At 71.6% G+C, this 26,138-nt stretch carries 26 protein-coding genes; 12 read left to right on the top strand and 14 right to left on the bottom strand.

The window, feature by feature from the left end:
- Nucleotides 1–28 precede the first annotated feature (28 nt).
- On the top strand, nt 29–1,084 hold the full coding sequence (gene selD, locus KF737_RS19725; RefSeq protein ID WP_296459190.1) for a selenide, water dikinase SelD: 1,056 nt from the start codon (nt 29–31) through the stop codon (nt 1,082–1,084).
- Here selD and glpK read toward each other — a convergent pair.
- Nucleotides 1,081–2,577, bottom strand: coding sequence for a glycerol kinase GlpK (gene glpK / locus KF737_RS19720; protein ID WP_296459187.1), 1,497 nt, complete (start codon nt 2,575–2,577; stop codon nt 1,081–1,083). The genes selD and glpK overlap by 4 nt on opposite strands.
- A gap of 116 nt (nt 2,578–2,693) precedes the next feature.
- Here glpK and KF737_RS19715 point away from each other — a divergent pair, with 116 nt between their 5' ends.
- From KF737_RS19715 to KF737_RS19705, 3 genes are all read left to right on the top strand, one after another.
- Nucleotides 2,694–3,818 (top strand): DUF2336 domain-containing protein, encoded by a 1,125-nt coding sequence (locus tag KF737_RS19715; RefSeq protein ID WP_296459182.1) that lies wholly within the window; start codon nt 2,694–2,696, stop codon nt 3,816–3,818.
- A gap of 55 nt (nt 3,819–3,873) precedes the next feature.
- Nucleotides 3,874–4,653 carry an NAD kinase gene (locus tag KF737_RS19710; protein WP_296459179.1) on the top strand — a complete coding sequence of 260 codons (780 nt, stop codon included), beginning with the start codon at nt 3,874–3,876 and terminating at the stop codon, nt 4,651–4,653.
- A 116-nt stretch (nt 4,654–4,769) separates the two neighbouring features.
- Nucleotides 4,770–5,231 carry an Hpt domain-containing protein gene (locus KF737_RS19705; protein ID WP_296459238.1) on the top strand — a complete coding sequence of 154 codons (462 nt, stop codon included), beginning with the start codon at nt 4,770–4,772 and terminating at the stop codon, nt 5,229–5,231.
- 141 nt (nt 5,232–5,372) lie between these two features.
- Here KF737_RS19705 and KF737_RS19700 read toward each other — a convergent pair whose 3' ends face one another.
- Together KF737_RS19700 and KF737_RS19695 are read right to left on the bottom strand one after the other, a co-directional pair.
- Nucleotides 5,373–6,173 (bottom strand): NUDIX domain-containing protein, encoded by an 801-nt coding sequence (locus tag KF737_RS19700; protein WP_296459176.1) that lies wholly within the window; start codon nt 6,171–6,173, stop codon nt 5,373–5,375.
- 38 nt (nt 6,174–6,211) lie between these two features.
- Nucleotides 6,212–7,351, bottom strand: a complete 1,140-nt coding sequence (locus KF737_RS19695; protein ID WP_296459173.1) for a DUF2336 domain-containing protein — start codon at nt 7,349–7,351, stop codon at nt 6,212–6,214.
- A gap of 184 nt (nt 7,352–7,535) precedes the next feature.
- Here KF737_RS19695 and KF737_RS19690 point away from each other — a divergent pair, with 184 nt between their 5' ends.
- Complete coding sequence (locus tag KF737_RS19690; RefSeq protein WP_296459171.1) at nt 7,536–8,759, top strand: hypothetical protein; 1,224 nt, start codon at nt 7,536–7,538, stop codon at nt 8,757–8,759.
- A gap of 147 nt (nt 8,760–8,906) precedes the next feature.
- Complete coding sequence (locus tag KF737_RS19685) at nt 8,907–10,106, top strand: CaiB/BaiF CoA-transferase family protein (protein ID WP_296459168.1); 1,200 nt, start codon at nt 8,907–8,909, stop codon at nt 10,104–10,106.
- Between the two features lie 252 nt (nt 10,107–10,358).
- On the opposite strand, the gene KF737_RS19680 is transcribed toward KF737_RS19685, so the two are convergent.
- Nucleotides 10,359–11,186 (bottom strand): transglycosylase SLT domain-containing protein, encoded by an 828-nt coding sequence (locus tag KF737_RS19680; RefSeq protein WP_296459164.1) that lies wholly within the window; start codon nt 11,184–11,186, stop codon nt 10,359–10,361.
- A gap of 138 nt (nt 11,187–11,324) precedes the next feature.
- On the opposite strand from KF737_RS19680, the gene KF737_RS19675 reads away from it, so the two are divergent.
- Nucleotides 11,325–12,005: an energy transducer TonB gene (locus tag KF737_RS19675; protein ID WP_296459161.1), complete on the top strand. Its 681-nt coding sequence runs from the start codon at nt 11,325–11,327 to the stop codon at nt 12,003–12,005.
- Nucleotides 12,006–12,038: 33 nt separating this feature from the next.
- Here the strand turns inward: KF737_RS19675 and KF737_RS19670 are convergent, their stop codons facing one another.
- The 6 genes from KF737_RS19670 to KF737_RS19645 all read right to left on the bottom strand — a co-directional run bounded on the left by KF737_RS19670 (nt 12,039) and on the right by KF737_RS19645 (nt 16,769).
- Complete coding sequence (locus KF737_RS19670) at nt 12,039–12,488, bottom strand: hypothetical protein (RefSeq protein ID WP_296459159.1); 450 nt, start codon at nt 12,486–12,488, stop codon at nt 12,039–12,041.
- Nucleotides 12,485–12,877 (bottom strand): hypothetical protein, encoded by a 393-nt coding sequence (locus KF737_RS19665; RefSeq protein WP_296459157.1) that lies wholly within the window; start codon nt 12,875–12,877, stop codon nt 12,485–12,487. Before KF737_RS19665 ends, KF737_RS19670 begins: the two co-directional genes overlap by 4 nt.
- A 590-nt stretch (nt 12,878–13,467) precedes the next feature.
- The gene (locus tag KF737_RS19660) at nt 13,468–13,899 is read right to left on the bottom strand and encodes a hypothetical protein (protein ID WP_296459154.1); all 432 of its coding nucleotides are present in this window, start codon (nt 13,897–13,899) and stop codon (nt 13,468–13,470) included.
- Nucleotides 13,884–14,339 (bottom strand): hypothetical protein, encoded by a 456-nt coding sequence (locus tag KF737_RS19655; protein ID WP_296459152.1) that lies wholly within the window; start codon nt 14,337–14,339, stop codon nt 13,884–13,886. The genes KF737_RS19660 and KF737_RS19655 overlap by 16 nt, the downstream gene beginning before the upstream one ends.
- 213 nt (nt 14,340–14,552) lie before the next feature.
- Nucleotides 14,553–15,722: an acyl-CoA dehydrogenase family protein gene (locus tag KF737_RS19650; protein WP_296459147.1), complete on the bottom strand. Its 1,170-nt coding sequence runs from the start codon at nt 15,720–15,722 to the stop codon at nt 14,553–14,555.
- A 15-nt stretch (nt 15,723–15,737) separates the two neighbouring features.
- Nucleotides 15,738–16,769 carry an FAD-binding oxidoreductase gene (locus KF737_RS19645; protein WP_296459144.1) on the bottom strand — a complete coding sequence of 344 codons (1,032 nt, stop codon included), beginning with the start codon at nt 16,767–16,769 and terminating at the stop codon, nt 15,738–15,740.
- A 177-nt stretch (nt 16,770–16,946) separates the two neighbouring features.
- Here KF737_RS19645 and KF737_RS19640 point away from each other — a divergent pair, with 177 nt between their 5' ends.
- Both KF737_RS19640 and KF737_RS19635 read left to right on the top strand, forming a co-directional pair.
- The gene (locus KF737_RS19640) at nt 16,947–17,561 is read left to right on the top strand and encodes a DUF6644 family protein (protein ID WP_296459142.1); all 615 of its coding nucleotides are present in this window, start codon (nt 16,947–16,949) and stop codon (nt 17,559–17,561) included.
- Nucleotides 17,558–18,400: a DUF6644 family protein gene (locus KF737_RS19635; protein ID WP_296459140.1), complete on the top strand. Its 843-nt coding sequence runs from the start codon at nt 17,558–17,560 to the stop codon at nt 18,398–18,400. The genes KF737_RS19640 and KF737_RS19635 overlap by 4 nt, the downstream gene beginning before the upstream one ends.
- 4 nt (nt 18,401–18,404) lie before the next feature.
- Here the strand turns inward: KF737_RS19635 and KF737_RS19630 are convergent, their stop codons facing one another.
- Entirely contained in the window at nt 18,405–19,331 is a 927-nt protein-coding gene (locus KF737_RS19630) for a LysR family transcriptional regulator (RefSeq protein ID WP_296459137.1), read from the bottom strand.
- Between the two features lie 124 nt (nt 19,332–19,455).
- Here KF737_RS19630 and KF737_RS19625 point away from each other — a divergent pair, with 124 nt between their 5' ends.
- Together KF737_RS19625 and KF737_RS19620 are read left to right on the top strand one after the other, a co-directional pair.
- Nucleotides 19,456–20,031: an NADPH-dependent FMN reductase gene (locus KF737_RS19625; protein ID WP_296459135.1), complete on the top strand. Its 576-nt coding sequence runs from the start codon at nt 19,456–19,458 to the stop codon at nt 20,029–20,031.
- 34 nt (nt 20,032–20,065) lie between these two features.
- Nucleotides 20,066–20,857 (top strand): class III extradiol ring-cleavage dioxygenase, encoded by a 792-nt coding sequence (locus KF737_RS19620; protein WP_296459132.1) that lies wholly within the window; start codon nt 20,066–20,068, stop codon nt 20,855–20,857.
- A gap of 436 nt (nt 20,858–21,293) precedes the next feature.
- On the opposite strand, the gene KF737_RS19615 is transcribed toward KF737_RS19620, so the two are convergent.
- From KF737_RS19615 to KF737_RS19605, 3 genes are all read right to left on the bottom strand, one after another.
- Entirely contained in the window at nt 21,294–23,693 is a 2,400-nt protein-coding gene (locus KF737_RS19615) for an ATP-binding protein (RefSeq protein ID WP_296459129.1), read from the bottom strand.
- 59 nt (nt 23,694–23,752) lie between these two features.
- The gene (locus KF737_RS19610; protein ID WP_296459236.1) at nt 23,753–24,559 is read right to left on the bottom strand and encodes an RNA methyltransferase; all 807 of its coding nucleotides are present in this window, start codon (nt 24,557–24,559) and stop codon (nt 23,753–23,755) included.
- 157 nt (nt 24,560–24,716) lie between these two features.
- On the bottom strand, nt 24,717–25,535 hold the full coding sequence (locus KF737_RS19605; RefSeq protein ID WP_296459126.1) for an acyl-CoA thioesterase II: 819 nt from the start codon (nt 25,533–25,535) through the stop codon (nt 24,717–24,719).
- Between the two features lie 156 nt (nt 25,536–25,691).
- On the opposite strand from KF737_RS19605, the gene KF737_RS19600 reads away from it, so the two are divergent.
- On the top strand, nt 25,692–26,093 hold the full coding sequence (locus KF737_RS19600; protein WP_296459123.1) for a hypothetical protein: 402 nt from the start codon (nt 25,692–25,694) through the stop codon (nt 26,091–26,093).
- Nucleotides 26,094–26,138 lie beyond the last annotated feature (45 nt).

Below are 26,138 nucleotides of genomic sequence, written 5' to 3'. Positions count from 1 at the left end.
GCGCGCTTTGCTCTGGGGGAGAGCCGGTATGCTCGAGACTGTACGCCTGACGTCGTTGGCCCATGGCGGGGGCTGCGGATGCAAGATCGCGCCGGGCGTCCTGCGCGACATCATGAGCCGGATGCCGCAGGCCGCGGCCTTCCCGGACCTGCTGGTCGGCACCGAGACCTCGGACGACGCGGCCGTCTGGCGGCTGAACGACGAGCAGGCGCTGGTCGCCACCACCGATTTCTTCATGCCCGTCGTCGACGACCCGTTCGACTTCGGCCGCATCGCCGCCACCAACGCCCTGTCCGACGTCTACGCCATGGGCGGCCGGCCGATCCTGGCGCTGGCGGTGGTGGGCATGCCGGTCGGCAAGCTGTCGCCCGATGCGATCGGCAGGATCCTGGCCGGCGGCGCCTCGGTCTGCGCCGCGGCCGGCGTGCCCGTCGCGGGCGGCCACACCATCGACAGCGCCGAGCCGATCTACGGCCTCGTGGCGCTGGGCCTCGTCCACCCCGACCGCATCCTGACGAACAAGGGCGGCCGCGAGGGCGATGCGCTGATCCTGACCAAGCCGCTGGGCGTCGGCGTGCTGTCGGCCGCCTTCCGGCAGGAGCGGCTGGAGCCGGGCGGCTACGAGGCCCTGATCTCCACGACGACGCAGCTCAACGTCCTGGGCGGCGACCTCGCCGGCATGGACGGCGTCCACGCGGTCACCGACGTCACCGGCTTCGGCCTCATCGGTCATGCGCTGGAGATGGCCCAGGGAGCGAACCTGCTGGCCGACATCGAGGTGAACCGCACGCCCCTGCTGCCGGGCGTCGAGCGGCTGGTCCGCTCGGGGGTGCGCACGGGCGCCTCGACGCGGAACTGGGACAGCTACCAGGACCTGGTGCAGGAGCTCTCGCCCGTTCCGCACTGGAGGCGCGACCTGCTCACCGACCCGCAGACCAGCGGCGGCCTGCTGATCGCCTGCGCGCCTGCCGCCGCCGAGGCCGTGCTGGCCGCCGCGCGCGCCCGCGGCTTCGCCCACGCCGCCGCCGTCGGCCGCCTCGCCGGCCGCTCGATGGGCATCAAGCCGCGGGTCCGCCTGCTCTAGGTCGTCCGCACCCGGTTCACGGCGTCCAGCCAGCGGGCGTAGGCGCGTTCGCGGGGGTCGGACGCCATCGCTGGGCGGTAGCCCTCGGTCCGCGGCCGCGCGCCCGCCGCCTCGGCCACGTCGCGGTAGACGCCGGCGCCCACGCCCGCGAACAGCGCCGCGCCCAGGGCCGTCGTCTCCTGGTAGGTCGCGCGGCTCACGCCCACGCCGGTGAGGTCGGCCAGCCGCTGGCTGAACCAGCCGCTCCGCGACATGCCGCCGTCGATGCGCAGTTCCACGTCGCCCTTGAACGCCTGCGGCGCGTCGGCCCGCATCGCCTCGATCAGGTCGCGGGTCTGCAACGCGCAGGCGTCGAATGCGGCGCGGGAGATCTCGGCCAGCCCCGCGTCGCGCGTCAGGCCGAACAGCGCGCCGCGGGCGTTGGCGTCCCACCACGGCGCGCCCAGGCCGGTGAACGCCGGGACCAGGACCACGCCCAGGTCGTCGTTGGCCCTGGCCGCCAGCGCCTCGGCGGCCTGCGGCCCGCCCTGGACGCCCAGGCCCTCGCCCAGCCACTGGATGGCCGCCCCCGCGATGAAGATCGCGCCCTCCAGCGCATAGGTCGTGCGCCCGCCCACCTGCGCCGCCACGGTCGTCAGCAGCCGCGCCTGGCTCACCGGCGCCGCCTCGCCCGTGTTCAGCAGCATGAAGCAGCCGGTCCCGTAGGTGGCCTTCATCTCGCCGGGGTTGATGCAGCCCTGCCCCATCAGCGCCGCCTGCTGGTCGCCGGCCACGCCACGGATCGGGATCGCGCGGCCCAGCAGCCCCGCCTCGGTCTCGCCGAAGTCGCCGGCGCAGTCGCGCACCTGCGGCAGCATCCCGAGCGGAACCCCCAGCATCGCGCCCATCTCCGCCGACCACGCGTGCCGGCGAATGTCGTAGAGCAGCGTCCGCGAGGCGTTGGTGGCGTCGGTCGCGTGGACCCTGCCGCCGGTCAGCTTCCAGATCACCCAGGCGTCGATGGTGCCGGCCAGCAGCTCGCCCGCCTCCGCAGCCGCCCGCGCGCCCGGAACGTGGTCCAGCAGCCACGCCAGCTTCGTGCCCGAGAAGTAGGGGTCGAGCAGCAGGCCGGTGATCTCCGTGACCCGCCCTTCCCGCCCCGCGTCGCGCAGCCGGGCGCAGACGGGCTCGGTGCGCCGGTCCTGCCAGACGATGGCCCTGTGGATCGGCCGGCCCGTGGCCCGCTCCCACACCACCACCGTCTCGCGCTGGTTGGTGACGCCGATGGCCGCCACCTCCGCCATCGACCGGCCGGCCTTCTCGACGGCCTCCCGCAGCACCGCCACCGAGGCGGCGGGGATCTCCTCGGCGTCGTGCTCGACCCAGCCGTCGTGCGGATAGTGCTGCTCCAGCGGCCGGCCCGCCTCGCCGAGCGCCGCGCCGTCGGCGGCGAACAGGATCGCGCGCGTCGACGTGGTGCCCTGGTCCAGGGCCAGGATCAGCGGCTCGGCCATGGTATGGTTACCTCCCCTTCAACCTTGTCCTTAAGCATGTCTTCACTCGCGAGCCCCAGAGTCGAACCGCCGAATTCAGGGTGTCGGATCTAGGGGGATTTGGCTTGAGCCTCGCGATGAGCAGCGGAAGTCTGCTCGATCTCGCCAAGAGCCGCCAGCCGGCGGATCGTGAACGCCTGCTCCTGGCGATCGCGGACCTGTGCGAAGCGCCGCATGCCGGCGACGTCATGAAGTCGGGCGCGATCCAGGCGCTGCTGTCGTCCATCTTCATGAGCCTGGTGGTCGAGGCCGAGCGCGACATCCGCCGCCGTCTCTCCGAGAAGCTCGCCGAAGCCGACTGGGCGCCGAACGCGCTGGTCAACGTGCTCGCCCTCGACGACATCGAGATCGCCCGGCCGATCATCGCCGGCAGCCCGGTGCTGAAGGACCTCGACCTCGTCCGCCTGCTGGTCGAGGCCACCATCGAGCACCAGATCGAGGTCGCGCGCCGCCCGAACCTTTCGCAGGCCGTCGTCGGCGCCATCCTCGAGCAGGCCGAGCCCGCGGTGCTGACCGCGCTCGCCGGCAACCCCACCGCCGACCTCTCGCCCTCCGACATGGAGGAACTGGTCGAGGCCGCCCGCCAGATCGCGGCGCTGCGCACGCCGCTGTCGCAGCATCCGAAGCTCACCGGCCAGCTCGCCAAGCGCCTCTACCTCTGGGTGGGCCTGGCGCTGCGCCAGGGCCTCGCCGACCGCTTCCGCCTCGACGTCAGCATCCTCGACCAGGCGCTCGCCGCCTCGATCAACGAGGGCCACCACGACATCGTCGCCGTCCCCGCCTCCGAGGCCCAGCCGCGAACGACGCGGGACGGCGAACGCGAGGCGATGGAGCGGCGGCTGATCGACAAGCTGCACGCCGCCGGCCAGCTCCGGCCGGGCTACCTCATCCGCGCGCTCCGCGAAGGCCGCCTCGGCCTGTTCTCGGCCGCGCTGGCCATGCTGGGCCGTTTCGACCAGGTCCACGTCCAGGCCACCATCGATTCGGACCGTCCCGAGCTGCTGGCGCTGGCCTGCGCCGCCGTCGGCATCGACCGCAGCGTCTTCCCCGACATCCTGGAGATGACGCGCAAGCTCAACGACGGCCGCCCCGGCGGCGGCTCGGACGGCGCCCGCAAGGCCTCGGTCGCCTTCGCGCCCGTCACGCCCGAAGTCGCCGGCGCCGCGTTCCGCCAGGCCGCACGCTCGCTCTCGGCCGCCTGACCGACGTCAAACCGTCGTTTGACACGCGGCCACGGTTCGGCGGTTATGCCCCCCGATGAACCGATCCGCCTTCGTCACCCGCGTCACCTTCGTCGCGTCCACCCGCCCTGAAGCGCAGGAGTCGCGGGAACGCCTGGCGGCCCGCTACGGGGACGCCGGCGTCGACGACGCACAGGTGATCGTGGCGCTCGGCGGCGACGGCTTCATGCTGGAGACGGTCCACGCGCTGATGGGCCAGGGCAAGCCGATCTACGGCATGAACCGCGGCTCGGTCGGCTTCCTGATGAACGAGTTCGCCGACGACGACCTCCTGGGCCGCATCAACGCCGCCGAGCAGGCCGTCATCCACCCGCTGCGGATGAACGCCGTCGACGTCGGCGGCCAGAGCCACGAGGCCATCGCCTTCAACGAGGTCAGCCTGCTGCGCACCACCCGCCAGGCCGCCAAGCTGCGCATCTCCATCGACGGCAAGGTGCGCATGCCCGAGCTCATCTGCGACGGCGCGCTGCTCTCCACGCCGATGGGCTCCACCGCCTACAACCTCTCGGCCCACGGCCCCATCATCCCGATGGACAGCCAGATCCTGGCGCTGACCCCGATCAGCGCGTTCCGGCCCCGCCGCTGGCGCGGCGCCCTGCTGTCGCACCAGGCCCGCATCCGGCTGGAGGTGCTGGAGGGCGCCAAGCGCCCGGTCAGCGCCGTGGCCGACAACTTCGAGGCGCCCAACGTGCTCGAGGTCTACATCGCCGAGGACCGCAACGTGCAGGTCTGCATGCTGTTCGACGCCGGCCGCAGCCTGGGCGAACGGGTGCTGGCCGAGCAGTTCTCGGTCTGAGCCCGCCCTTCCCGCCAGCGGGAAAGGAACCCGACACCGCCCGTTAACCCGTCCATCCTAGGCTTCGGGCGCCTGTCGGTGGGGAGAGTCACGTGAGCGAAGCCAAGCCCGGCCAGATGATCCAGGCCCCGAACGCCCTGCGCCTGAAGGTCGGCGGCGGTCGACTGGGCGCCATCGACCCGGCCGCCATCGCCAAGGCCGAAGCCGCGCTGAAGAGCCTGTCCGGCAACTTCACCCAGTGGCTGAACGACGAGATCACCAAGCTCGAGGGCGCGCGCCAGACGGTGCATGTCCAGGGCCCGACCGCCGACAACATGGAAAGCCTCTACCTGCGCGCCCACGACCTGAAGGGCCTCGGCGCCACCTACGGCTTCCCGCTGATCACCCGCATCGCCGGCCTGCTCTGCCGCCTGATCGACGACAAGGCCAAGCGCCTCCAGGCGCCCATCGGCCTGATCGACGCCCACATCGACGCCATCAAGGCCTGCGCCCGCGACGACATCAAGACCGAGGACCACCCGGTCGGGAAGGTCCTCGTCCAGGAGCTGGAAGGCCGCATCAAGGAATTCGGCGCCTAGGCGCCGGTCGGAAGCCGGGTTCGCGAGGGGCGCGCGAGCACCTTCCGCGCTTCCAGCTCCCCCTCCCAGAACGTCATCCCCGGCACAGGGCCGGGGATGACGTTCCTGGGTGAGCGGCGCGCCGCGCCTGCCTGGCGGCAGCTACACCTTCATCGCCAGTTGCGCCCGGTCCATCGCCTCCGCGACGGCGCCGTAGCCGGCGTTCGGCGGGATCACGAGGAAGCGCGCGCCGTCGCGCAGTTCGACCACCGGCAGCACCGTCACCAGCTCCCGCGCCTCGGCGCGGCCCACGCAGTCCTCGGCGCTCGACGCCTCGGCCAGCAGTTGCACGTTCATCCGGGTCGGGAAGATCACCGTCCGCTCGCCGGCGTCGGCCAGCCGCAGCACCTCGTCGGGGGCGATCCATTCGGCGTCCACCGCCTCGCGCCCGTCGCACACCGCCAGTTGGTCGGCCGGCGCGCGCACCGCGTAGAACCAGGTGTCGAACCGTTTCGGCATCATGGTGGGCGTGATCCAGCGCGCGAACACCGTGAGCGCGTCCAGCCGCAGCCGCACGCCCAGGCCCTTCACCACGTTCAGGAACGCCACCTCGCCCCGGTCCACCTGCTCGCGCACCGAGAGCTCGCAGGCGTCGGCGAAGTGCCGGCCGTCGGAGTGCTCCGCCAGCAGGATGCCCGCCTCCTCGAAGGCCTCGCGGATGGCGCCGATCCGCAGCGTCCGCTGCTCGTCGTCGAACGCGGCCCAGCCCACGCAGTGGTCGGCCCATGCCGGATCGGTGTCGCCCGCATGCGTCTTGCCGCCCGGGAACACGAGGGCGCCCGACGCGAAGTCGACCTGGTGATGCCGCTTGACCATCAGCACCTCGAACTGCGGCTCGTCGCGCAGCAGCAGGATGGTGGCGGCGGGTTTGATCTCGGCCGGCTGGCGGGGCGCTTCACTCATCCCGTCAGCTTGGGACCCTGACCGCGCGGAAGGCAAGCTCAGGCGATCTTCGCGGTGGCCTTCGCGATGACGGCGGCGCGGTCCATGCGTTCCAGCAGGTAGTCCACGTCCTCCCGGGCGGCGGTGTCCGGCTGGGTCAGGAAGCGTTGCAGCATCCGCTCCTGGAACCGCTCGCGGTCGCGCGGGCCGCCGTCGAACTCCACCGAATGGAAGGTGTCGACCGCCGCGCGGAACGCCGGGAACAGCCGCGCCGGCAGTCCCGCCCGCTCATAGATCGCCCGCAGGCCCAGCGAGCCCGCGTCGTGGATCATCAGCCAGGTCCGGTGATGCGGCACGCCGGCCAGTTCGGCGACGCCATGCTCGAAGAAGGCCATGTGCCCATGCGCCAGCCCCCGCAGCAGGAGCGACGGCGTCAGCTTCCGCTCGCTGTTCAGGTGGGCCACGAAGCCGCGCACGTCGGCCGTCTTGCCCGCCTGGTCCACCATGTCGACCGTCGCGCGCTCGGCGACGCCCGTGGCGAGGGCGAGGGCCGCCTCGGCGGTCACCGCGTGATGGCTCACCAGGTGTTCGCGCACCTGATCGGTCACCAGGCCGATCAGCCGTTCGGTGATCGAGAGCGGCAGCACCTGGCGATAGGCGACGGCGGCCAGCACCCGCTCGGACTGCTCGAACCGGTCGACCACGCGCTGCAGCGCGGTCTCGGTGAAGTCCGCGCCGGGGTTGGCGCAGGCGGTGGCGATCGCCCGCTCGCCGCCATGCTCGGCCAGGGTGTCGGTGACCGTGCGCGAGATCTCGGGCCGCTTGGCGATGGCCACCTGGCGGACCGGCCCGCCCAGCCGTACGATCTCGGCCAGGTCCTCGTCGGAGAAGGCCGGCGAATGGGTGAGCAGCGGCAGGCAGACGCTTTCCACGTCGCGCGACAGCTTCAGCGCCACGTCGCGCGGCACGACGGCCGAGGCCTGCAGCGTCTCGGCGATCGCCTTGCGCACCAGTTCGGCCGCGTCGGCCGCCATCACGCGCAGGATGTCGGCCGCCAGCGCGCGGTCGCCGTCCGACAGGGGGGCGTGGTCCATGGCGCCGCACAGCTTGCGGGCCGCGAGCGCGCGCTCGTCCGGGGTGGCGCCCTTCACCAGCGTACGGATGTCCTCGTCCGTCAGCGCTGATCGCGTTGTCGCCATCGTTCCCAAAATCGCCCCAGGTCAGACCCGTTCCGGACCGCGTCCGGAGTCCCGCGATTCGAGATTGCCGACTCGCGCCTTAACGAGAGGTTGCCGCGCGAATCTGTGGATTAAGGATTTCGCTTAAAGCGCCGCCAAGGGGCGGATCCCTACGCTGCCGGCCCCGCATGCGAAGAGGCCGCCCGTGACGCTCGCCAAGCCCGCCGACCCCGCGTTCGCGTTCACTGCCCGCGAGCAGGGCATGCAGGCCCAGGCGGCCCTGCTTCCCTATGCATTGCTGGGATTTGGCGTCTCGGCGCCGATCTTCGTCTGGGCCGGCAGCCACGCCCCGAACGCCGCCTGGATGAGCGCCTGCCTGGGCGTCTTCGCGATCGGCTGGGCCGCCTTCTACGGCCTCGTGAACTGGCTGAAGACGCCGGCTGCGGCGGATCTGCGCCGGCGCGCGCGGATGCAGGTCGCAGGCGGCCTGGTCTGGGCGGCGGCGGTCGCCTCGGTCGCCGCCTTCGCCCACTTCGCGGGCCCGGCGCGCGAGACGCTCCTGCTCCTGGCGCTGGGCGCGGCGATGATCTGCACCGCGTTCACGACGCCCTGGCTGCCCAGCCTGCTGATCGTGGCGCCCGCCGCCCTGGCCGGCCCGCTCGCCGCCCTCTTCGCGCATCCCGAGGATGCGAACACCGCGCGCCTCGGCCTCGCCGCCGCGGCGCTCGCATTGGCCGTCGCGCTCCTGGTCAACCGCATCCTGCGCGCCCAGTACGCGCTGGCCGCCGAGCGCGAACACCTGCTGGCCGAGCGCGCCGAACAGGCGGAGGCCGCCCGCCGGTTCGCCCGCGTGAAGGCCGAGCTCGCCGACACCCTGTCCGAAGAGCTCCGAGACGGCCTGACCGGAGTCGCCCATGTGCTCGCCGCCGCCGCCCGCGGCCGGGCCGCACCCTCCCGCGGCCAGATCGGCGTGGCGCTGGATGCGGTGAACGAGCTCCTCGCCATCGTCGGCGGCGCCCCCGCCGCGCCCGAGGCCGAGGCGCCGTCCCGCCGCCTGCGGATCCTGACCCTCGAGCCCGACCCGCTGGCCGCCGCCGCGCTGCGGGCCAGCCTCGAGCAGCTCGGCCACCAGGTCGTCCAGACCGCCCAGGCCGCCCGCGCCGTCGAGCTCGCCCGGATCTGCGACCTGGACCTGGTGGTCTGCGGCGACCTCGGCGCCATCCCGACGCTCCGCGCCCTGCCCGGCGGCGCGGGCGCAACCCCCGTCGTGGCCCTGGTCGGCCAGGACGTCGCCGACGCCGAGGCGGCGCTGACCGCCGGCGCCGACAGCCTCCTGCGCCGCCCCATCGCGATTCCGGCCGCCGCGCGCGCCCTCGCCGAGGCGCTGGCCACCAACCCGCCCGCGAACGATCGCGCCGCCGTCGCCTGACATTCGCACTCTGGGCGCCGCCCCGTCATCTCGGCTAGGGTCGCGGCGCGGGCGCATTCGTCGAAGGCTGGGCCACCTTCAGGCGTGAGCGCGCTCGATCCTGGAGTTTTGAGGGGCCTTTCAGGAAAGGCTCGGGGGAGGTCAAGCGTGTTGCTGCAAGGTCTGAAGGTCGTCGATTTCACCGCCTACATCGCCGGTCCGGGGACGGCCGCCATCCTGGGCGACTGGGGCGCCGAGGTGATCAAGGTCGAGCGGCCCGAGGGCGACAACATGCGCCACGTATTCGCCGACCTGAAGAACGACCTGGGCGCCAATCCCACCTTCGAGGTCGACAACCGCGGCAAGCGCGGCGTGGTCCTCGACATCACCAAGCCGGCCGGCCGCGACGCCCTGGCGAAGCTGGCCGAGACCGCCGACGTCTTCCTGACCAACACCCGCCCCGCCTCGCTCAGGAAGTACGGCCTCGACGAGGCCACCCTGCGCAAGGCCAACCCTCGCCTCGTCTACGCGGTGATCACCGGCTACGGCCTGGAAGGCCCCGACGCCCACCTGCCCGGCTTCGACGTCACCGCCTTCTGGGCCCGTTCCGGTATCGCCTACATGACCGCGCCGAAGGGCGCCGAGCCCTTCATGCGCACCTCGGGCATGGGCGACCACTCGACCTCGCTCGCCACCGTCTCGGCGATCCTGGCGGCCCTCTACGAGCGCGAGAAGACCGGCGTGGGCCGCCTGGTGCAGACCTCGCTGCTGGCCACCGGCGTCTACCTGTGGGGATCGGACCTCGCCGTGCAGCTCAAGTTCGGCCGCGTCGCCTCGGTGCGTTCGCGCGACAACCCGATGAACGCGCTCGCCAACCACTTCAAGAGCTCGGACGGCCACTGGTTCGTCCACAATCCGCGCGGCGGCCATGGAGGCTGGGAGAAGTTCCTGCATGCGGCCGGCCGCGAGGACCTGGTCACCGACGAGCGCTTCGCCAGCGGCAAGGCCCGCCGCGCCAACGCCCGCGACCTGGCCGTCGAGCTGGAGGCGGCCTTCGCGGCCCTGCCGATGGCCGAGATCGCCCGGCGCCTGAACGACGCCGACCTCGTCTGGGCGCCGCTCCAGGTCCCGGCCGAGGTCGCCGCCGATCCGCAGATCGCCGCCGCCGGCGCCTTCATCGAGATCGAGGACGGCCAGGGCGGCACGTTCCGCTCGGTCGCGGCCCCCGCGCGCTTCCCGGGCGCCGACGTCGCCGTGCGGCCGCGCTCGCCGAAGCTCGGCGAACACACCCGCGATGTCCTGAAGGAGCTCGGCTACGCCGACGCCGACATCGACGCCATGTACGAGACCGGCGCCGCGGCGGGCTGACCCCCGACCGGGCCCCGCCGCCGATCGTCATCCCGGTTTCGCCCCCGATTGTCATCCCGGTTTGGGCGGAGCCCAAGACCGGGACCCAACCGTCGGGCGTATCGATGGTTGGCGGGTGGCCCTGGCGACCAGGGCCAGAGCACCGGAAGGTTGGGTCCCGGTCTTCGCCTTGCGGCGAAACCGGGATGACAGCGGGGGCGAAACCGGGATGACACGTGTGGAGGTGAGGCGCGCCTCGCGCAGGCGAAGGCCTCAGCTATCGCGGCCGTCGCTCAGCATCTTCAGCATTTCGCTGGTGAACAGCGAGCCGGTGAGGCGGCTGCCGACGCCCACCTGGTCCGAGGGCTGCGAGCCGCGCAGGATCATGGCGATCAGCGCTTCCTGCTCGCGCTGCCGCGAGAGCCGGCGCGCCGAGGCGTACTGGATGAAGCCCCCGTCCGCCGCATCCGCGTCCTCGGCCGACGACGGGGAAATCGCCTGGCCGCCCCCCGTCCTCGTCAGGTTCGCGTAGACCTCGCCCACCGTCGCCGCGCGGCCGTCGCGATAGAAGATCGAGCGGTTCGAGCGCGCCGCGTCCGGAAACAGCGACGCCGCCGAGGCGCCCGGCTGGCTCTGGACGGCGTTGATCAGCCTGGCCGAGCCCTGCGGGCCCAGGAAGTGCGCGGCGTAGAGCTCGCCCGCCGTGGGATCCCGTCCGGTCCGCCCCTTCAGATAAGCCGCGTGGTCCGAGGCCAGTTCGCCCGCCATCAGCGAGGCGGCGTGCGGATCGAGGCGCAGGTCCATCACCGCCCGGCGCGCCTCCGGGCCGTTCACGTGATAGCGCCCGTCCGAGCCCCGGGTGATCAGGTCGGCGTAGCGGGCGTAGCCGTGCTTGGTCCCGTGCTGCTTCAGCGTGGAGAGCCAGGTCTGTTCGACGAACTGGAAGAGGCCGGCGGCCGACGAGGTCGAGGCCTGGGCGCGCGGGTTGAAGCTGCTCTCGCGGCCCGCGGTCTTCATCAGGAATCCGAAATCAACCCCCGTCGCCTGGGAGGCGCGTTGGATGGCGGCTTCGACGATGCCCCGGATGCCCTGGACGGCCATGGCGGCAGGAGTCGCCGATCATGGTGAATCCGCCGTTAACCCTGCTGAACTGGGCGTCGCGAAGCCCGCCCGATCTCGCCACATTACGGCTGTAATTCCGTATCAGCTTACACGCGTAAACCGCTTGGAGCTGTTCCCATGGTCATCCGCCAGGCCACCCCCTTCGACTTCGAGCCCGCCCACCGGCCGCTGTCGAGGAAGACCACCCTCATCGTCGCCGTCTCGCTCGGCGCCCACGCCTGCGTCGCCGCCTACCTGGCGATGATGCAGTTCGCCCCGCCGAAGCCGCCCGTCGTCGAAGAGGCGCCGCCGATCAGGGTCGATGTCGTCACGCTGCGCGACAAGCCGCCGCCGACGCCGGTCGAGAAGCCGCCGATCCGGCTGCACGATCCCGTGCCCGTGCCCGACGACATCTCCGTCCCGCCCCTGCCCCAGGACCCGCCGCCGAAGGACCTCCCGCTCGCCCCGGTCCTGTCGCCCCCCACGTTCGAAGTGGCGGACGCGACACCGACGCCGCCACGCCCGCCGGTCATCGGCCGCCCCGACTGGCTGAAGCGCCCTGGCCCCGAGGAGTTCGCCCGCTACTATCCCGACCGCGCCGTGCGGCTGGGGACCGAAGGCGTGGCCACCCTCGCCTGCACGGTCACCGCGTCGGGCTCGCTCACGGGCTGCCGCGTCGCCTCCGAGACCGCCGACGCCGATTTCGGCGCCGCCGCCCTCAAGCTCGCCAAGTTCTTCAGGATGCGGCCGCAGACGGTCGACGGACAGCCCGTCGAGGGCGGCCAGGTCGTCATCCCGATCCGGTTCAGCCTGAAGTAGGACCGGCCCGGCGGGCCTGCCGAGGCGCCGTTCTCAGGAGCGCCCCGACGGGCCTGACGCCTCGCTTCTCCGACGCGCAGCGTTCCGGAGCGCGGCCGGACAGTCGGTCGTGATCCTGTAGGTCTTCCGCTCGGTCTCGCTCACCCGAACGGTCGCCGTCGCCGGCACGGTCGGCGAACCTGCCAGCGGACATATGTTCACCGTCGTATCGTCGATCCAGGCGATCGCGGCAGGGTTCCAGAGCCCGGCGAAGCTGCCAAGCCGGACACGATCCTCAACCAGGCGGCCGCCAGTCGGCGTGTCGACATTGAATTCCCCCAGCAGGAAAACGTCGTTGCGGCGGCCAGGCCTGGCGACCCGCTGGCCTGTCGGCTCCACCACCACGCTCACGGGATGGTCGCGCGCAACATATCGGTACGAATGGGTCGTCGGCATGCAGGCGGCGAGGGCCAGGACGCCGCCAAGCAGGAACCGTCGCGTCATGGCGCGCCGCCCTCCCTCTCGCGGATAACTTCGGGCGGGCAATCGCGGCGGATACCGATCGTCAGCACCTCGCCGCCGGACGTGGCCACGCGAACAGACCGCGGAACCTCGCCCGGATCGCCGAGGGCATAACGCAGCATGCATACGTTGACCGTTCGCGTGTCGAGCCAGCCGTCGCCGGTCTCGAAGCCCCCATGGTCGTATGAACCGACTTCGGCAATGCGATCCAAGCGGTCTCCCGCGATCCAGACTTCGCTCGTCGCGCTGATCGTCACGCCTCCGCCCAGGTCCACCCTGGTGATCAAGCTGGCCGTGCGATCAGGGTTGGGCTCGATATAGTACTTGTAGATCGAAGCGAAGCCGCCTGTGAGCAGGTAGGCGAACGCCACCGCAGCGACGACATAGGTCGCAAAGAGACCCGCAACCACAAGAGCCGCAAAACGGACCAGCCTGAAGAGGGGGACGGCGATGTCCCCCCACCTCCTGAGATCGTCGGGAACACCGCGGGGCGGGCGAGGCATGGGCGACTCTAGCTGGACGCGTTTCGGGGAGACGTCCACCTTACTCACGGCACAGCTCTAGTTCAAGAACAAAATAAGAACTTCCAGTGCGGAACGAGCGCCGCTTCAGCAACTTTTCAGCAGGCCCAGCACGGGTTCGCCTCGGCCCCGCAGTCGCGGCCGGTGTCGTGCACGACGGCTACATCCCCAGGAACTAGAGGCTGTCAGGGACTGAGGGTCTTTCGGACACCGCGCGAGCCGGGGTCAGGAATTGAAGTTGTGGAGAAACATATCTCACGGCCTCCCCTCCCCCTTGCGGGGAGGGGTCGGGGGTGGGGGTGCTCGCCTTCGACCGCTGCGCCGACACCCCCACTCCCAAACCCTCTCCCCGCAAGGGGGAGAGGGCTTTGCCGCCTCTCGCCGACCAGCCGCAGGCCCTAACGGCCTCTAGGCGGCTTCCGGGACCCCCACAAGCTCGGTCAGGATCCCGCCCTGCGCAGGAGGTCCGGACAGTCGGTTGTGACGAGGTACGTTCGGCGCTCGCCCTGGCCGAGGACGTTTATCCTCTTCGGGACCGCCGGGCGCCCCTCCAACGGGCAGACGTTCACCGTCGTCTCGTCGATCCAGGCGATGGCGCCGGGAGACCAGAGCCCCTCGAAGCTGCCCAGGCGGATGCGGTCGTTGGGGGCGTAGCCCGGGCCTTCGGTCGCAAGTCGTTCGCCCTCCAGATAGACATCGTTGCGCCGTCCGGGCGCGGCGCGCTGGCGTCCGTCCGGCGTAACGACCACGGCGACGCGCCGATCGGGCGACGGGTAGCGATACTGATGGGTGTCACGCGGCGCGGGCTCGATACATCCCGACGTCGCCGCGACCGCCACGAACATGACCGCGCCCTTCAGCCCCATCGCCATTTCCATGACTTCAGGACGGGCGGTGGGCAGTCCTTGGTGACCCGCACGCTTGCGACGTCGCCGCGGGCGCCTTTCACGTTCGCGACCAGCTCCGCAGCGTCCCCAGGCCCGGTGAAGGGATAGCGCAGCATGCAGACGTTCACACGCCTGTCCTCCCGCCACCCGTCCCCGGCCTCAGGGCCTCCATGGAAGTACCTGCCGAGCTGGACGCGCGGCGTGAACGCGCCGCCGACAAGATAGACGTCGTACGCGGTGTCGGCCGTGGGCGCCACCTCAACGCTGGCCTCCGTCACGAGACTGATCGTCCGGTCGGGGCTGGGCTCGATCTCGTAGACGTAGCTTGTCGGGGCCTGGGACAAGAGCCACCAGAGGCCTGCCACGACCAACGCGAACGTCGCCGCGGCGCCGACAACCGCGAGGGCTGCGATCTGCGTCAGCATGTGGACGAAACGCAGGAGCGCCAGCGACCGACTCAACGGCCGCGCCATCGGGCGGCGGCGTCCCACACATCTTCGGGACCGTCGGGAACGCTACGGGGCGGGCTGGGCATGGCGACTCCGGCTGGACGTGTTTCGGGGAGGCGCCACCCTCTCACGGCCCAGCTCGAAAGTCAGGAACAAAAAGAGAACATACGATGCAGGACCTGCGCCCGTTCAGTAGCTCTTCGGCAGACCCAGGACGCGTTCGGCGATGTAGTTCAGGATCATCTCGCGGCTCACCGGCGCGATGCGGGCGATCATCGACTCGCGGAAGTAGCGCTCGACGTCGAATTCCCTGGCGTAGCCCATGCCGCCGTGGCTGAGCACCGCCGCCTCGCAGGCGCGGAAACCCGCCTCGCCGCCCAGGTACTTGGCCGCGTTGGCCTCGGCCCCGCAGTCGCGGCCGGCGTCGTGCAGCGCGGCGGCCTTGAAGGCCATCAGGTTCGCCGCCTCCAGCTCGGCCCAGGCCCTGGCCAGCGGATGCGCGACGCCCTGGTTCTGGCCGATCGGCCGGCCGAACACGACGCGCTCCTTCGCATAGCCCGCCGCCCGCCTCAGCGCCGCCCGGCCCAGCCCCACCGCCTCGGCCCCGATCAGCACCCGCTCCGGGTTCAGCCCCTCCAGCAGGTAGTAGAAGCCGCGCCCCTCCTCGCCCACCAGGTCCTCGGCGGGCACGTGCAGGTCGTCGATGAAGACCGCATTCGATTCAACGGCTTTCCGGCCCATCTTCGGGATCGGCGTGGCCGTGATCCGGCTGCGGTCGAAGTCGGTGTAGAAGAGGCTGAGCCCCTCGGTCGCCTTCCTCACCTGGTCCTTCGGCGTGGTCCGCGCGATGATCAGCATCTTGGTCGCGCGCTGGGCGTTGGTCGTCCACATCTTCCGGCCGCGGATGACGTAGCCGTCGTTGGTCCGCTCGGCGCGGGTGGTCAGGCTGGTGGTGTCGAGACCGGCGTCGGGCTCGGTCACGGCGAAGCACGTCTTGTCCTCACCGGCGATGATCCGCGGGATCGCCTTCTCGCGCAGCGCCGGGGTCCCGAACTTCACCACCGGCATCAGGCCGAAGATGTTCAGGTGCATGGCGCTCGCGCCCGAGAAGCCCGCCCCGCTCTCGGCCACCGTCTGCATGACGATCGCCGCCTCGGTGAGCCCCAGCCCCGCGCCGCCCAGCTCGGCCGGCATGGCCACGCCCAGCCAGCCCGCCTCGGCCATCGCCGCCACGAACGCCTCGGGGAACACCCCGCTCTCGTCGGTCTGGCGCCAGTAGGCCGCGTCGAACCGCGCGCACAGCCGCTCGACCGAGTCGCGGATCGCCTGCTGCTCGTCGGTGAACCAGAAGCCGCTCATCGTCACCCCCAACCCTCAGTCCCACAGAGACGCCCGGAACCGCGCCGGATCCATCCGCCCGGCATAGGGACCGGGTTCGCGCCCCGTCACGCAAGCCGTCACGATCCCGGCCACCAGCGGCGCCAGCAGCCAGCCGTTGCGGCGCGCGCCGGCCGCCAGGACCGCCCCCGGCTCGGCCTCGCTCCAGCCCACCAGCGGCAGCCCGTCCGGCGTGGCCGCCCGGACGCCGGCCGCGATCTGCACGGGCGCGTCCCGCAGGCCGGGAAAGAGCCGAAGGCCGCCCGCCAGCAGCGGCGCCGCCTTCTCGCCCTCGACGGCAGGATCGGAAACGCCGGCCTCCATCGTCGCCCCGAAGGCCGTGTCCGAACCCGGGACCGCATAGACGCCCTCGCCCCGCATCACCGCGCCGCGGCCTTCCGCCGCCACGCGCACGATGTGCCCCTTGATCGGCGACAGCTTCGAAAGCTCGGGCGCCGCGTCGACCAGCCCCTGAAAGGCGCCCGTCGCGACCACCAGCACGTCTTCGTCGCCGCGTCCCTTCACCGAACGCGCCTCGTAGGTCACGCCCGCCGCCTTCGCGGCCTGGGCCAGCGCCGAGAGTGCGGCAGGCGCATCCACGCGCCAGTCCTCGCGCGTCAGCAGCGCACGCTCGAAACCCTCCGCGAGGCCCGGCGCGAGCCCCTGCGCCGTCGCGGCGCCGATCTCCGTCGGCCGCATCTGCAAGCCGCCGAACCCGGCCGCCACCGCCTCCAGCCAGTCGTCCCCGCCGACCGCCATCGCGCCCGTCCGGTCCAGCGCCACGCCCGCCCGCCCGGCCAGCCCCGGCCACAGGTCGCGCGCGGCCATCAGCAGGTCCAACTGCCCCCGCGCCATCTCATCGAGCACCGCCTCGAACACCGGCGCGATCATGCCCGCCGCCACGCTGGAGGCGTTCGGCCCGCCGGGATCGCAGATGGTCACCGCGCAGCCCGCGTCGGCGAGCGACAGCGCGGTGGTCCAGCCCAGCACGCCCGCGCCGGCGACGGTGACTCTGGGGCCGCGGTTCATGCCCCTAACCACCCGCTGCGCCTCCGAAAATCAAGGGCCGAGCGCGGCCGGCTTGCCGCGCCCCGAGGCGCGACCTAGCCTCCCCGCAACAGTGTTTCGCCGGCGATGCAAACCGGACATGGACACGACGGGCCGGCGCGATAGAAGGGCCGGTATGTTTGCGGGGGACGCATCGACTTGATCCGTGATTTCCTGGTGTGGCTCGCCACCGAGCTGGGCAAGGGCCCGGGCGAGATCGACATCTCGTGGAGCGACGCGCTCGCGAGCTCGCTCAATTTCTGGGGTCTGCTCGAAGGCACCCACGTGATGACGCTGATCCTGTTCGCGGGCACGATCTTCGTGGTCGACCTGCGGCTTCTGGGCGTCATCTTCAGGAAGACGCCGGTCTCGGTGGTCAGCGACCGGATCCTGCCGCTGACGATCTTCGGCATCGTCATGATGCTGGCCACGGGCACGGCGCTCTTCTTCGCCAAACCCTTGCTTTATTACCACAATATCTGGTTCCGCCTGAAGCTGGTGTTCCTGGCGCTGGCCTTCGTGAACATCATCGTCTTCCACTATCGCGTGCAACGCGACATCGCCGCGTGGGACACCCTGGAGAAGCCTCCGGCCAAGGCCCGCATCTCGGCCTTCCTGTCGCTGGCGAGCTGGCTGCTGGTGATCTGCTTCGGCCGCTACATCGCCTACGACTGGACGAACTGCGGCAAGCCCCTGCCCCACTGGATCAACGTCGCCCAGGACTGCAAGGCCTCGGAGAGCGGCGCCCTCGACCTCGGAGCGCCGCAGCAATGACCGTCTTCGCGCCTCAGGACCTGTTCCCCCAGCTCGCGGGCTGGGTGGCCAACCTCGACGACACCTTGCCGGGCAAGCCGATCAAGGATTCGGTCTACGCCTTCGCCCAGATCGAGGTGGGCCACCTGCTCGCGCTCGCCGTGCTGGGGGGGACCTCGGTGCTCATGAACCTGCGCCTGATCGGCGTCGGCCTCACCGACGAGCCGCCGCGCGTGCTGCATCGAAACCTCGCCGGATGGACCTGGGCGGGCCTTGTCGTGATCCTGATCACCGGCCTCCTGATGGGCGCGGCGAACGGAGAACGGCTCTACACCTCGGAAGCCTTCACCGCGAAGATGATCGGCCTGCTGGCCGGGATCATCATGACGTTCGCGATCACGCTGCCGGCGTCGAAGAACGACGGCCGTCTGGGTCCTGTCTCGCGGATCATGGGCGTCATCGGCTTGGCGGTCTTCATGTTCGCCGTCTGGGTCTTCCTGCAGGCGAAGCTCGCCAACCCGGGCCTCTGGCACGTGATCATGGCGGGCGGCCTCATCGTGCTCTTCGCCGCCCGCGGCCTGACGCGGATCGTCTACCTCGGCGTCATGCTGGCGATGGTCGCGGCCCAGCAGGTGCTCACCCACCTCGTCTACAAGGCCGACGACTTCGCCCACCTCGACCCGGTCAACAAGGGCTTCGCCTGGGCGTTCGCGGGGGTCATCCTGCTCACCGCCGTCATCCAGTCGGTCGCCTCGGGCCGCAGCCCGGAGAGCGGGCCGTTCGTGAAGGGCATGGCCTTCGCCGCCATCCTCGTCTGGATCATGACCGCCGCCGCCGGCCGCTGGCTGGCGTTCGCCTAGGCGCTCACGGCCGGGGGTGCTCGCGCCCCCAGCCCTGGTGCCACTCGGGCTCGCCGGCATAGCGGGCCGCCAGGAAGTCGACGAAGGCGCGCACCTTCGCCGCCAGGTGCCGCGCGTGCGGATAGACGGCGTAGACGTGGATCAGCTCGGGTTCGAAGTTGCAGAGGATGGGCGTCAGCCGCCCGTCCCGCAGGGCCTCGGCCGCCGCGAACGCCGGTGTCCGCACGACGCCGAACCCGGCCACCGCCGCCGCCACGCAGGGCTCGGCGCCGTTGAACCGCAGCCGCCCATGCACCCGCACCTCCCGGACGTCGCTCTGCGCCCCGAACCGCCACAGCGTGGCCTCGCGCATGTTGGTGTCCAGGATCGCCTCGTGCCCCGCCAGGTCCTCAAGCGTCACCGGCATGCCCGCCCCGGCGAGGTAGGCCGGCGCCGCGCAGGTCACCATCCGCACCGCCGCCAGCCGCCTGGCCACCAGCGACGAGTCCGAGAGCTGGCCGATCCGCACGGCCACGTCGAAGCCCTCCTCGACCAGGTTCACCATCCGGTCCGAGAAGCTGACGTCCAGCGACACCGCCAGGCACTGCGAGGCGAAGTCCAGGAGCGCCGGCGTGAGCTGGTTCTTGCCGAACGACACCGGCGCCGAGACCTTCAGGTTGCCGCTCGGGCCCGTCTGGTCCTTCACCGACGTCTCCAGGGCGTCGAACCGCTCCAGCAGGTCCCGCGCCCGCTCCAGGTAGGCCTGGCCGGTGTCGGTGAGCGACACGTCGCGCGTGGTGCGGTTCAGCAGCCGCTGGCCCAGCCGGTTCTCCAGCCGCGCGACCAGCTTCGAGACCTGCGCCCCCGACACGTCCAGCTTGCGCGCGCCTTGCGTGAAGCTGCGCGCTTCGGCCACCGCGGCGAAGGCGCGGATCTCGTCCAGGCGGTCCATGCGATTGTTTCCTGTTCGGCGACACTGTTGTCCCGACAGCGGTGATTATCAACAGCCTGGCGCGCGGCCATCTTCCCGCCAGGCCGAGCGATCGGCGCCCAATCTCTCGCAGGGGACCCATCCCATGACCCAAGCCCGCACCGTCGCCGTCGTGGTCGGCTCGCTCCGCAAGGACAGCGTGTCGAGGAAGCTCGCCAAGGCCTTCGCCGCGCTGACGCCCGACCTCAGGTTCGAGATCGTCGAGATCGGCGACCTGCCGCACTTCGACCAGGACCTCGAATCCGATCCGCCGGCCCAGTGGGTCCGCTTCCGCGAGCAGATCGCGGCGGCCGACGCGGTCCTGTTCGTCACGCCCGAGTTCAACCGCTCGGTCCCCGGCGCGCTGAAGAACGCCATCGACGTGGGCTCGCGTCCCTACGGCGCGAGCGTCTGGAACGGCAAGCCCGGCGCGGTCATCAGCCAGTCGCCCGGCGCCATCGGCGGCTTCGGCTCGAACCACCACCTGCGCCAGTCGCTGGTGTTCCTGAACGTGCCGCTGCTCAGCCAGGAGGCCTACATCGGCAATTCGTTCTCGCTCTTCGACGACCGCGGCGAGCTGGTGAACGAGGCCACGACCGAGTTCCTCCGCGCCTACGGCCAGGCCTTCGCGGCCTGGATCGAAACCATCGCCCCGGCCCAGCCCGCCGCGAAGGCCGCCTGACATCCCGTCCCGCGAAAGGTCCCAGGCCAGGCCCATGACCCTGCCCACCGTCTTCCTCCCCCACGGCGCGGGCCCCTGCTTCTTCATGGAGTGGCAGAGGGGTCCGGCCGACGCCTGGGACCGCACCGCCGCCTACCTGCGCGGCCTGGTCGCCCGCCTGCCCGAGCGGCCGAAGGCGATCCTCGTCATCTCCGGCCACTGGGAAGCGCCTGAGTTCACGGTGGGCTCGGGCCAGTGGCCGCAACTGGTCTACGACTACTCCGGCTTCCCCGAGCACACCTACCGGCTCACCTTCGAGGCGCCCGGGTCCCCCGGCCTCGCGCGGCGCGTCCGACGCCTGCTCGACGCCGCCGGGATCGCCTCGGCCGAGGACGCCGGCCACGGCTGGGACCACGGCGTCTTCGTGCCGCTGAAGCTGGTGACGCCCGACGCGGACATCCCGGTCGTGCAGCTCTCGCTGAAGGCCGACCTCGACGCGGCCGCCCACCTCGCCGCCGGCCGCGCCCTCGCGCCCCTGCGCGACGAGGGCGTGCTGATCGTCGGCTCGGGCATGAGCTGGCACAACATGCGCGGCTTCACGCCAGCCTTCACCGCGCGCTCCGCGGCGTTCGACGCCTGGCTGGAGACCGCGGTCGCCGACCCCGCCGCCCGCGACGCCGCCCTCGCCCGCTGGGACGAGGCCCCGCACGCCCGCGAGGCCCACCCGCGCGAGGAACACCTGCTGCCGCTCATGGTGGCCGCCGGCGCCGCCCAGGGCGACCCAGGCCGCGTCGCGTTCCGCGACACGGTCATGGACGTGGTCCTCTCCGCCGTCGAATTCGGCTGACGCGCCGCCAGCGGACGTTGTCCATCTCCTCTCCCCCACGCGAAGCGAGAGGGGAGAGGGCAGGGAGAGGGGCGACGCAGGCCTTGCCGCCTGCACGGCGGCCCAGCCATGATCCACCCTCAGACTTACGAGGGGCGTGTGCGCCGCAGGCGCCCTATCGAACCGCGGAGGACGCAGAGGATTTCGCAGAGGGCGCGGAAGGCACGGCCCTCTGCGATCTCCGCGACCTTCCTGCGCGCCGCAGGCGCCGTCATTCGGAACCACGAACCCACACGAAATACACGAACGGGCCACGGGCGATCACAGCGCCGAGATCATCCCCGACGCGTTCGTGCGCCTTCGTGCGTGTTCGTGGTTGAATCAAAACGACGCTGACCCGCCATCGACGCCGGAAGGCTGGCACGACCCCTCGTCCGGCACGCTGCGAGCCAACCCCCTACGCCACCGCGCTCCGCGCAGCGTCCCCGCCGTCCACGGCCGCCTGGAGCGCTTCGTAGAGGCGTCCGGCCTCGATGGGCTTGGCGACGAAGGCGTCCATGCCGGACTGCAGGTATTCGGCGATCTGGTGGCTCATGGCGTTGGCGGTCAGGGCCACGATCGGCGTTCGCGCGCGGGCCTCATGGCGCTCGCGGGTGCGGATCACGGCGGTGGCGGTCGGGCCGTCCATCACCGGCATCTGCACATCCATGAGGATCACGTCCCAGGGCTCGCGCTCCCAGGCCTCGACCGCCGCGCGGCCGTCGGCGACCATCACGGGCTCGATCCCCACCTGTTCCAGCAGGGTCTTGAGGACGAGCTGGTTCATGGCGTTGTCCTCGGCGGCCAGCACGCGGACCGGCCGCGCCTCGGCGACCGGCGCCGCCTTGGGCTTCTTCGCCGGCTTCGGCTTCGGCAGCGCCCTGGCCACCTTCTTCAGCGGCAGCAGCGCGGTGAAGGTCGACCCCATGCCGGGCGCGCTGGTGGCGGTGATGCCGCCGCCCATCAGCTCGGCCAGCTCGCGGCAGATGGCGAGGCCCAGGCCCGTGCCGCCGAACTTGCGCGTGGTCGAGGCGTCGGCCTGCGCGAACTTGCGGAAGAGGCCGGAGAGTTCGGACGCGGTCATGCCGATGCCGCTGTCGAACACGGTGAGCGACAGCGCGCCCTTCTCGTGGCCGATGCGCACCTTCACGCCGCCCTTGTCGGTGAATTTCAGCGCGTTGGAGACCAGGTTCCAGAGGATCTGGCGCACCCTGACCTGATCGCCCTCGTAGACGCCCCGGGCCACGCGATCGACGCTGAGCTCGAAGTCGAGGCCCTTCATGTCGGCGATGGCCTGGAACGTGGCCTGCACCGTCTGGGCGACCTCGCGCACGTCGAACTGCGCGGTCTCCAGCGCCAGCTTGCCCGCCTCGATCTTCGACAGGTCCAGCACGTCGTTCAGGATCGCGAGCAGGCTCTCGCCCGACTGGCGGATGACCTCGATCCTGTCGCGCTGGCGCTTCGACAGATCGGCGTCCGCCGCCAGCGCCTGGGCCATGCCCAGCACCCCGTTCAGCGGCGTGCGGATCTCGTGGCTCATGGTGGCGAGGAAGGCGCTCTTGGCCCGGTTCGCGCCCTCGGCGTCCTCCTTGGCCTGCACCAGCGCCTGCTCGGCCGCCTTCTTGGCGGTGATGTTGCGCAGCGCCCCCACCAGGCGCAGGGGCCGCCCGGCCTCGTCGACGAACAGCTTCGCCCGCCCGGCCGCCCAGACCTCGCGGCCGTCGGTCCGGGTGACCCGATGCTCGGGCTGGAACGGCGCGCCCTCGCGCTCGTGGCGCTCCCAGGCCGCCTGCACGTCGGCAACGTCGCGCGCGTCGATCCCGCGCCAGATGTTCTCCAGCAGGCCCTTGTAGGTGCTGGGCTCCTCGTAGAACGAGTCCTCCGCGCCCACCTTCAGCAGTTCGCCGCGGACGTAGTCCATCTCGTAGACGTGCAACTCGGCCAGTTCGACCGCCAGCTTCAGCCGCTCCTCCGACCGCGCGGTGCGCTCCAGCGCCTCGACCATGTGGGTGATCTCGTAGGAGCTGATGATCAGGCCGCCCACCTCGCCGTCGTGGCCGTACCAGGGCGCGAGCTGCACCCGCACCCAGGCGGTCCCGCCGTCGGGCGTCGGGATCTGCAGGCGCTCGATCGCCCGCGCGTGGCCCAGGAGGCAGAAGTCCAGGCCCTCGCGCCACTGCTCGAACATGTCGGGGCGCAGGTCGTAGAGCGTGCGCCCGACCACCGGCCGGCCCTCCAGGCCGCGCGCCTTGATCCAGGGCGGGCTGGCGTACAGCAGCCGCATCTCGCGGTCGGTCAGCACCATCGAGACCGGCATCGCGTTGACGATCGCCGACATGGTCCGCTCGGCGCCCGCCTGCGCGCGGGTGGCGTTCACGCGCACCCACTCGTCGGCGACGACGTCGGCCAGGTCCTCCAGCCGCCGCCCCAGGGCGCGGTCGTAGGCGCGCGGCTCCAGCCCCACCACCGAGAGCGCGCCCGGCGTCGAGCCGTCCTCCAGCCGGATCGGCGCGCCGGCGAAGAAGCGCAGGTAGGGCGGCCCGGTGACCACGGCCTCGTCGCGGACGCGGGCGTCCTGCGTGGTGTCCTCGATCCAGACCATCTCGCCGCGGCCCATCACCTCCTCGACGCCGCGCGCGGCGCGCACGGTCTCGCCCGTGCGGCTGCGCCAGTAGCCGTCGCCGATCTTGAGCGTGATCTGGGCCTCGACGGACCCGAACAGGGCGCGGGCCAGGCGTGTCGCGCGGTCGAACACCGCCTGGGACTCCTCCAGCCCCGGCGGCATGACCATCGGCTCTCGCGAGCGCTCGCGCGGCATACACTCCCCCCGGAACGTGCGTTGCCGAACGTTGTCGGCCCGAACGCGTTAAGCGCGGGCTAAAGCCGGCGACGTTTCGCGCTCAGATTGTGCAGGACGATTCCGCTCGTGGTCGCCACGTTGAGGGAATCGAAGCCGCCGGCCATGGCGATCCGCACGGTGCGCGCACGCGCCATCACGGCGTCCGGCAGCCCCGGCCCCTCGGCGCCGAACAGGATCGCCGTCCTCAGCCCTGGCGCATGGTCCTCCAGTTCGGCCTCGCCGCGCGGCGACAGCGCCACGAGGTCGAAGCCCGCGCGGGCCAGCAGGTCGCCCATCGCCGCGGCGTCCCCGGCGCGGGCGAACGGCACGGTCAGCGCGGCCCCCACGCTGACCCGGATGGCCTTGCGGTAGAGCGGGTCGCAGCAGGTGTCGTCCAGCAGCACCGCGTCGGCCCCGAAGGCCGCAGCGTTCCGGAAGACGCCGCCCATGTTGTCGTGGTTGGCGATGCCGACCAGCCCGACCACCAGCGCCTTCGCCGGCAGGCCCGCGACCAGCGCCGCCGCATCCCGCCGGGGCCGCTTCACCAGCGCCAGGATGCCCCGGTGGATCGGGAAGCCCACGACCGCGTCCATCGCCGCCTGCCCCGCCGCATAGACCGGCGTCGCCGCCGGCAGGCCGGCCAGCACCTCGCCCAGGCCCTCCAGCCTGTGCGCGGCGACCAGCACCGAGACCACGGCCGCGGGATCGGCCGCGACCGCCTTCTCCAGCACCACCCGCCCCTCGGCGACGTAGAGCCCGTCGCGGCCGGCGAGGTCGCGTTCGCGGACCGCCCGGTACGGCTCGAGCCGGGGGTCCGCAGGGTCTTCGATCGGGACCGCTACCAGATCTTCACCCGCTCGGCGCGAACAGGGCGTTCACCGTCTGGGGCGTCATGAACCATTCGCCGCGCTCCACGGGCCGGCCCGAGGCCGGCGCATGATCTTGCCCGTTTTCTTACACCCTGCGCGGCACAAGGCGAGCGTTGCGACGCACGATTGCGCGTCAGCGGTCCTCGGCGGTCTCCCGCACGCGCACGATCAGCGACTGGCTGGCCGTCGCCATCAGCTCCCCGCTCTGCGCGAACAGCGACATCGACCCGTGCGCGAAGCCGCCCGCCACGCCCGAGATGCTGATGTCGCAGAGCACCCACTCGGTGGGCGTGATCCGGCGGATGCGCAGGGTGTTGTCCAGGCTGTTGCCGCCCGCGTTGCGGCCCAGCGCGTTGCCCACGCCCTGCGGCACGAAGTCGGCCATCACCGCCAGGATGGTGGCGTCGATCGCCAGGTCGTCCTTGGGCCGCGCCCACAGGATCGTCCGCCCGTCCGGCTCGGCGGCGCCGTCCCGGTCGAAACCCGACTTCCCCTTCGCGAACCGCACGTCCATGCGCGAATGCACGCCTTCCCCCGCGCCGCGCCAGTGCTGGCGCGCCGGGCAGTCCTGCGGCGGCGGGACCTTGGGCGCCTCGACCCACTGGTCGTCGAACGGGCTCTCGCGGGCCCCCAGCGCGGCGCTGACGGTGATGATCTCCTTGTCGTCGACGTGGCTGATCGATCGGGCCTGGGTGTTGTACTTGCCCTGTACCGGCGTCCAGACGTCGATGTCGACCACGCTGCCCGGTCGCGCATAGCCCAGGTACTGCGCCGTCGCGCAGATCACCGGCCGCCCGGTCGTGCGCTCCAGCGCCGCCACCGCCGAGGCCATGCCGACGCCGCCGAACATGAACTCGCTCCCCTGCGGCCCGACGCAGATCTCGGGCGTGATCGGCAGGTACCAGCGGTGCGGATTGTGGGTCGCCTGGAGGTCGAAGAAGAGCTTGCTCATCGCCCGCCCTCAAAGCCCGTCGCGGGCCTCGGCGCAAGGCCTTCGCACCGCCCCCGCGCGCCGCGAGGGTCCGCGCGCGGAGCGCGAACCGGTGAACCTTTGATCAACCCTGAAAATTAAGCCTGTGCGAAGGGGCTCCCGCCTATCCTGCGCCCGATGATGATCGGGCATCAGATCAAGCTCCCGGCGCTCGCCGCGATCCCCCGGCCGCTCTATGTGCCGGTGGCCGCCGTCATGGGCCTCGTCGTCCTGGCGGTCTCGCTCACGCCCGTCGCCGAGCCGTTCCTCGCCCGCGTCCTGATCTTCTGGGCGGGCGTGAACCTGGCCTATGCGCTCATGCCCTACGTCCGCCGCGGCGACATCCCGCTGGTGGCGGCCTGGGTGGTGCTGCTCTCCGAACTCGCGCCCTGCTTCGCCGGCCACCTCATCTCGCCCGAGAACGTCTGCGCCGACGTCCTGGGCGTGCTGATGGCCGCCGGCCCGATCTACGTGGCCCGCCTGCGTCAGATCCAACAGGGCGACATCCGCCCCGCCGGCCGCCGCGCGACGGAACGCTGAGGCCGCCCCGATCCCTCCGCCTGAACGTCATGGCCGGGACAAGGC

It is taken from the genome of Phenylobacterium sp. (assembly GCF_019636135.1).
Lineage (GTDB): Bacteria > Pseudomonadota > Alphaproteobacteria > Caulobacterales > Caulobacteraceae > Phenylobacterium.
This window is presented reverse-complemented; position numbering and strand designations above follow the sequence as displayed.

Excerpts from the sequence above, each read along its gene's own strand:
- selD (WP_296459190.1), top strand. The coding sequence starts at position 29 with ATGCTCGAGACTGTACGCCTGACGTCGTTGGCCCATGGCGGGGGCTGC.
- glpK (WP_296459187.1), bottom strand. The coding sequence starts at position 2,577 with ATGGCCGAGCCGCTGATCCTGGCCCTGGACCAGGGCACCACGTCGACG.
- KF737_RS19715 (WP_296459182.1), top strand. The coding sequence starts at position 2,694 with ATGAGCAGCGGAAGTCTGCTCGATCTCGCCAAGAGCCGCCAGCCGGCG.
- KF737_RS19710 (WP_296459179.1), top strand. The coding sequence starts at position 3,874 with ATGAACCGATCCGCCTTCGTCACCCGCGTCACCTTCGTCGCGTCCACC.
- KF737_RS19705 (WP_296459238.1), top strand. The coding sequence starts at position 4,770 with ATGATCCAGGCCCCGAACGCCCTGCGCCTGAAGGTCGGCGGCGGTCGA.
- KF737_RS19700 (WP_296459176.1), bottom strand. The coding sequence starts at position 6,173 with ATGAGTGAAGCGCCCCGCCAGCCGGCCGAGATCAAACCCGCCGCCACC.
- KF737_RS19695 (WP_296459173.1), bottom strand. The coding sequence starts at position 7,351 with ATGGCGACAACGCGATCAGCGCTGACGGACGAGGACATCCGTACGCTG.
- KF737_RS19680 (WP_296459164.1), bottom strand. The coding sequence starts at position 11,186 with ATGGCCGTCCAGGGCATCCGGGGCATCGTCGAAGCCGCCATCCAACGC.
- KF737_RS19675 (WP_296459161.1), top strand. The coding sequence starts at position 11,325 with ATGGTCATCCGCCAGGCCACCCCCTTCGACTTCGAGCCCGCCCACCGG.
- KF737_RS19670 (WP_296459159.1), bottom strand. The coding sequence starts at position 12,488 with ATGACGCGACGGTTCCTGCTTGGCGGCGTCCTGGCCCTCGCCGCCTGC.
- KF737_RS19660 (WP_296459154.1), bottom strand. The coding sequence starts at position 13,899 with ATGGCGATGGGGCTGAAGGGCGCGGTCATGTTCGTGGCGGTCGCGGCG.
- KF737_RS19655 (WP_296459152.1), bottom strand. The coding sequence starts at position 14,339 with ATGCTGACGCAGATCGCAGCCCTCGCGGTTGTCGGCGCCGCGGCGACG.
- KF737_RS19650 (WP_296459147.1), bottom strand. The coding sequence starts at position 15,722 with ATGAGCGGCTTCTGGTTCACCGACGAGCAGCAGGCGATCCGCGACTCG.
- KF737_RS19645 (WP_296459144.1), bottom strand. The coding sequence starts at position 16,769 with ATGAACCGCGGCCCCAGAGTCACCGTCGCCGGCGCGGGCGTGCTGGGC.
- KF737_RS19635 (WP_296459140.1), top strand. The coding sequence starts at position 17,558 with ATGACCGTCTTCGCGCCTCAGGACCTGTTCCCCCAGCTCGCGGGCTGG.
- KF737_RS19630 (WP_296459137.1), bottom strand. The coding sequence starts at position 19,331 with ATGGACCGCCTGGACGAGATCCGCGCCTTCGCCGCGGTGGCCGAAGCG.
- KF737_RS19625 (WP_296459135.1), top strand. The coding sequence starts at position 19,456 with ATGACCCAAGCCCGCACCGTCGCCGTCGTGGTCGGCTCGCTCCGCAAG.
- KF737_RS19620 (WP_296459132.1), top strand. The coding sequence starts at position 20,066 with ATGACCCTGCCCACCGTCTTCCTCCCCCACGGCGCGGGCCCCTGCTTC.
- KF737_RS19615 (WP_296459129.1), bottom strand. The coding sequence starts at position 23,693 with ATGCCGCGCGAGCGCTCGCGAGAGCCGATGGTCATGCCGCCGGGGCTG.
- KF737_RS19605 (WP_296459126.1), bottom strand. The coding sequence starts at position 25,535 with ATGAGCAAGCTCTTCTTCGACCTCCAGGCGACCCACAATCCGCACCGC.
- KF737_RS19600 (WP_296459123.1), top strand. The coding sequence starts at position 25,692 with ATGATGATCGGGCATCAGATCAAGCTCCCGGCGCTCGCCGCGATCCCC.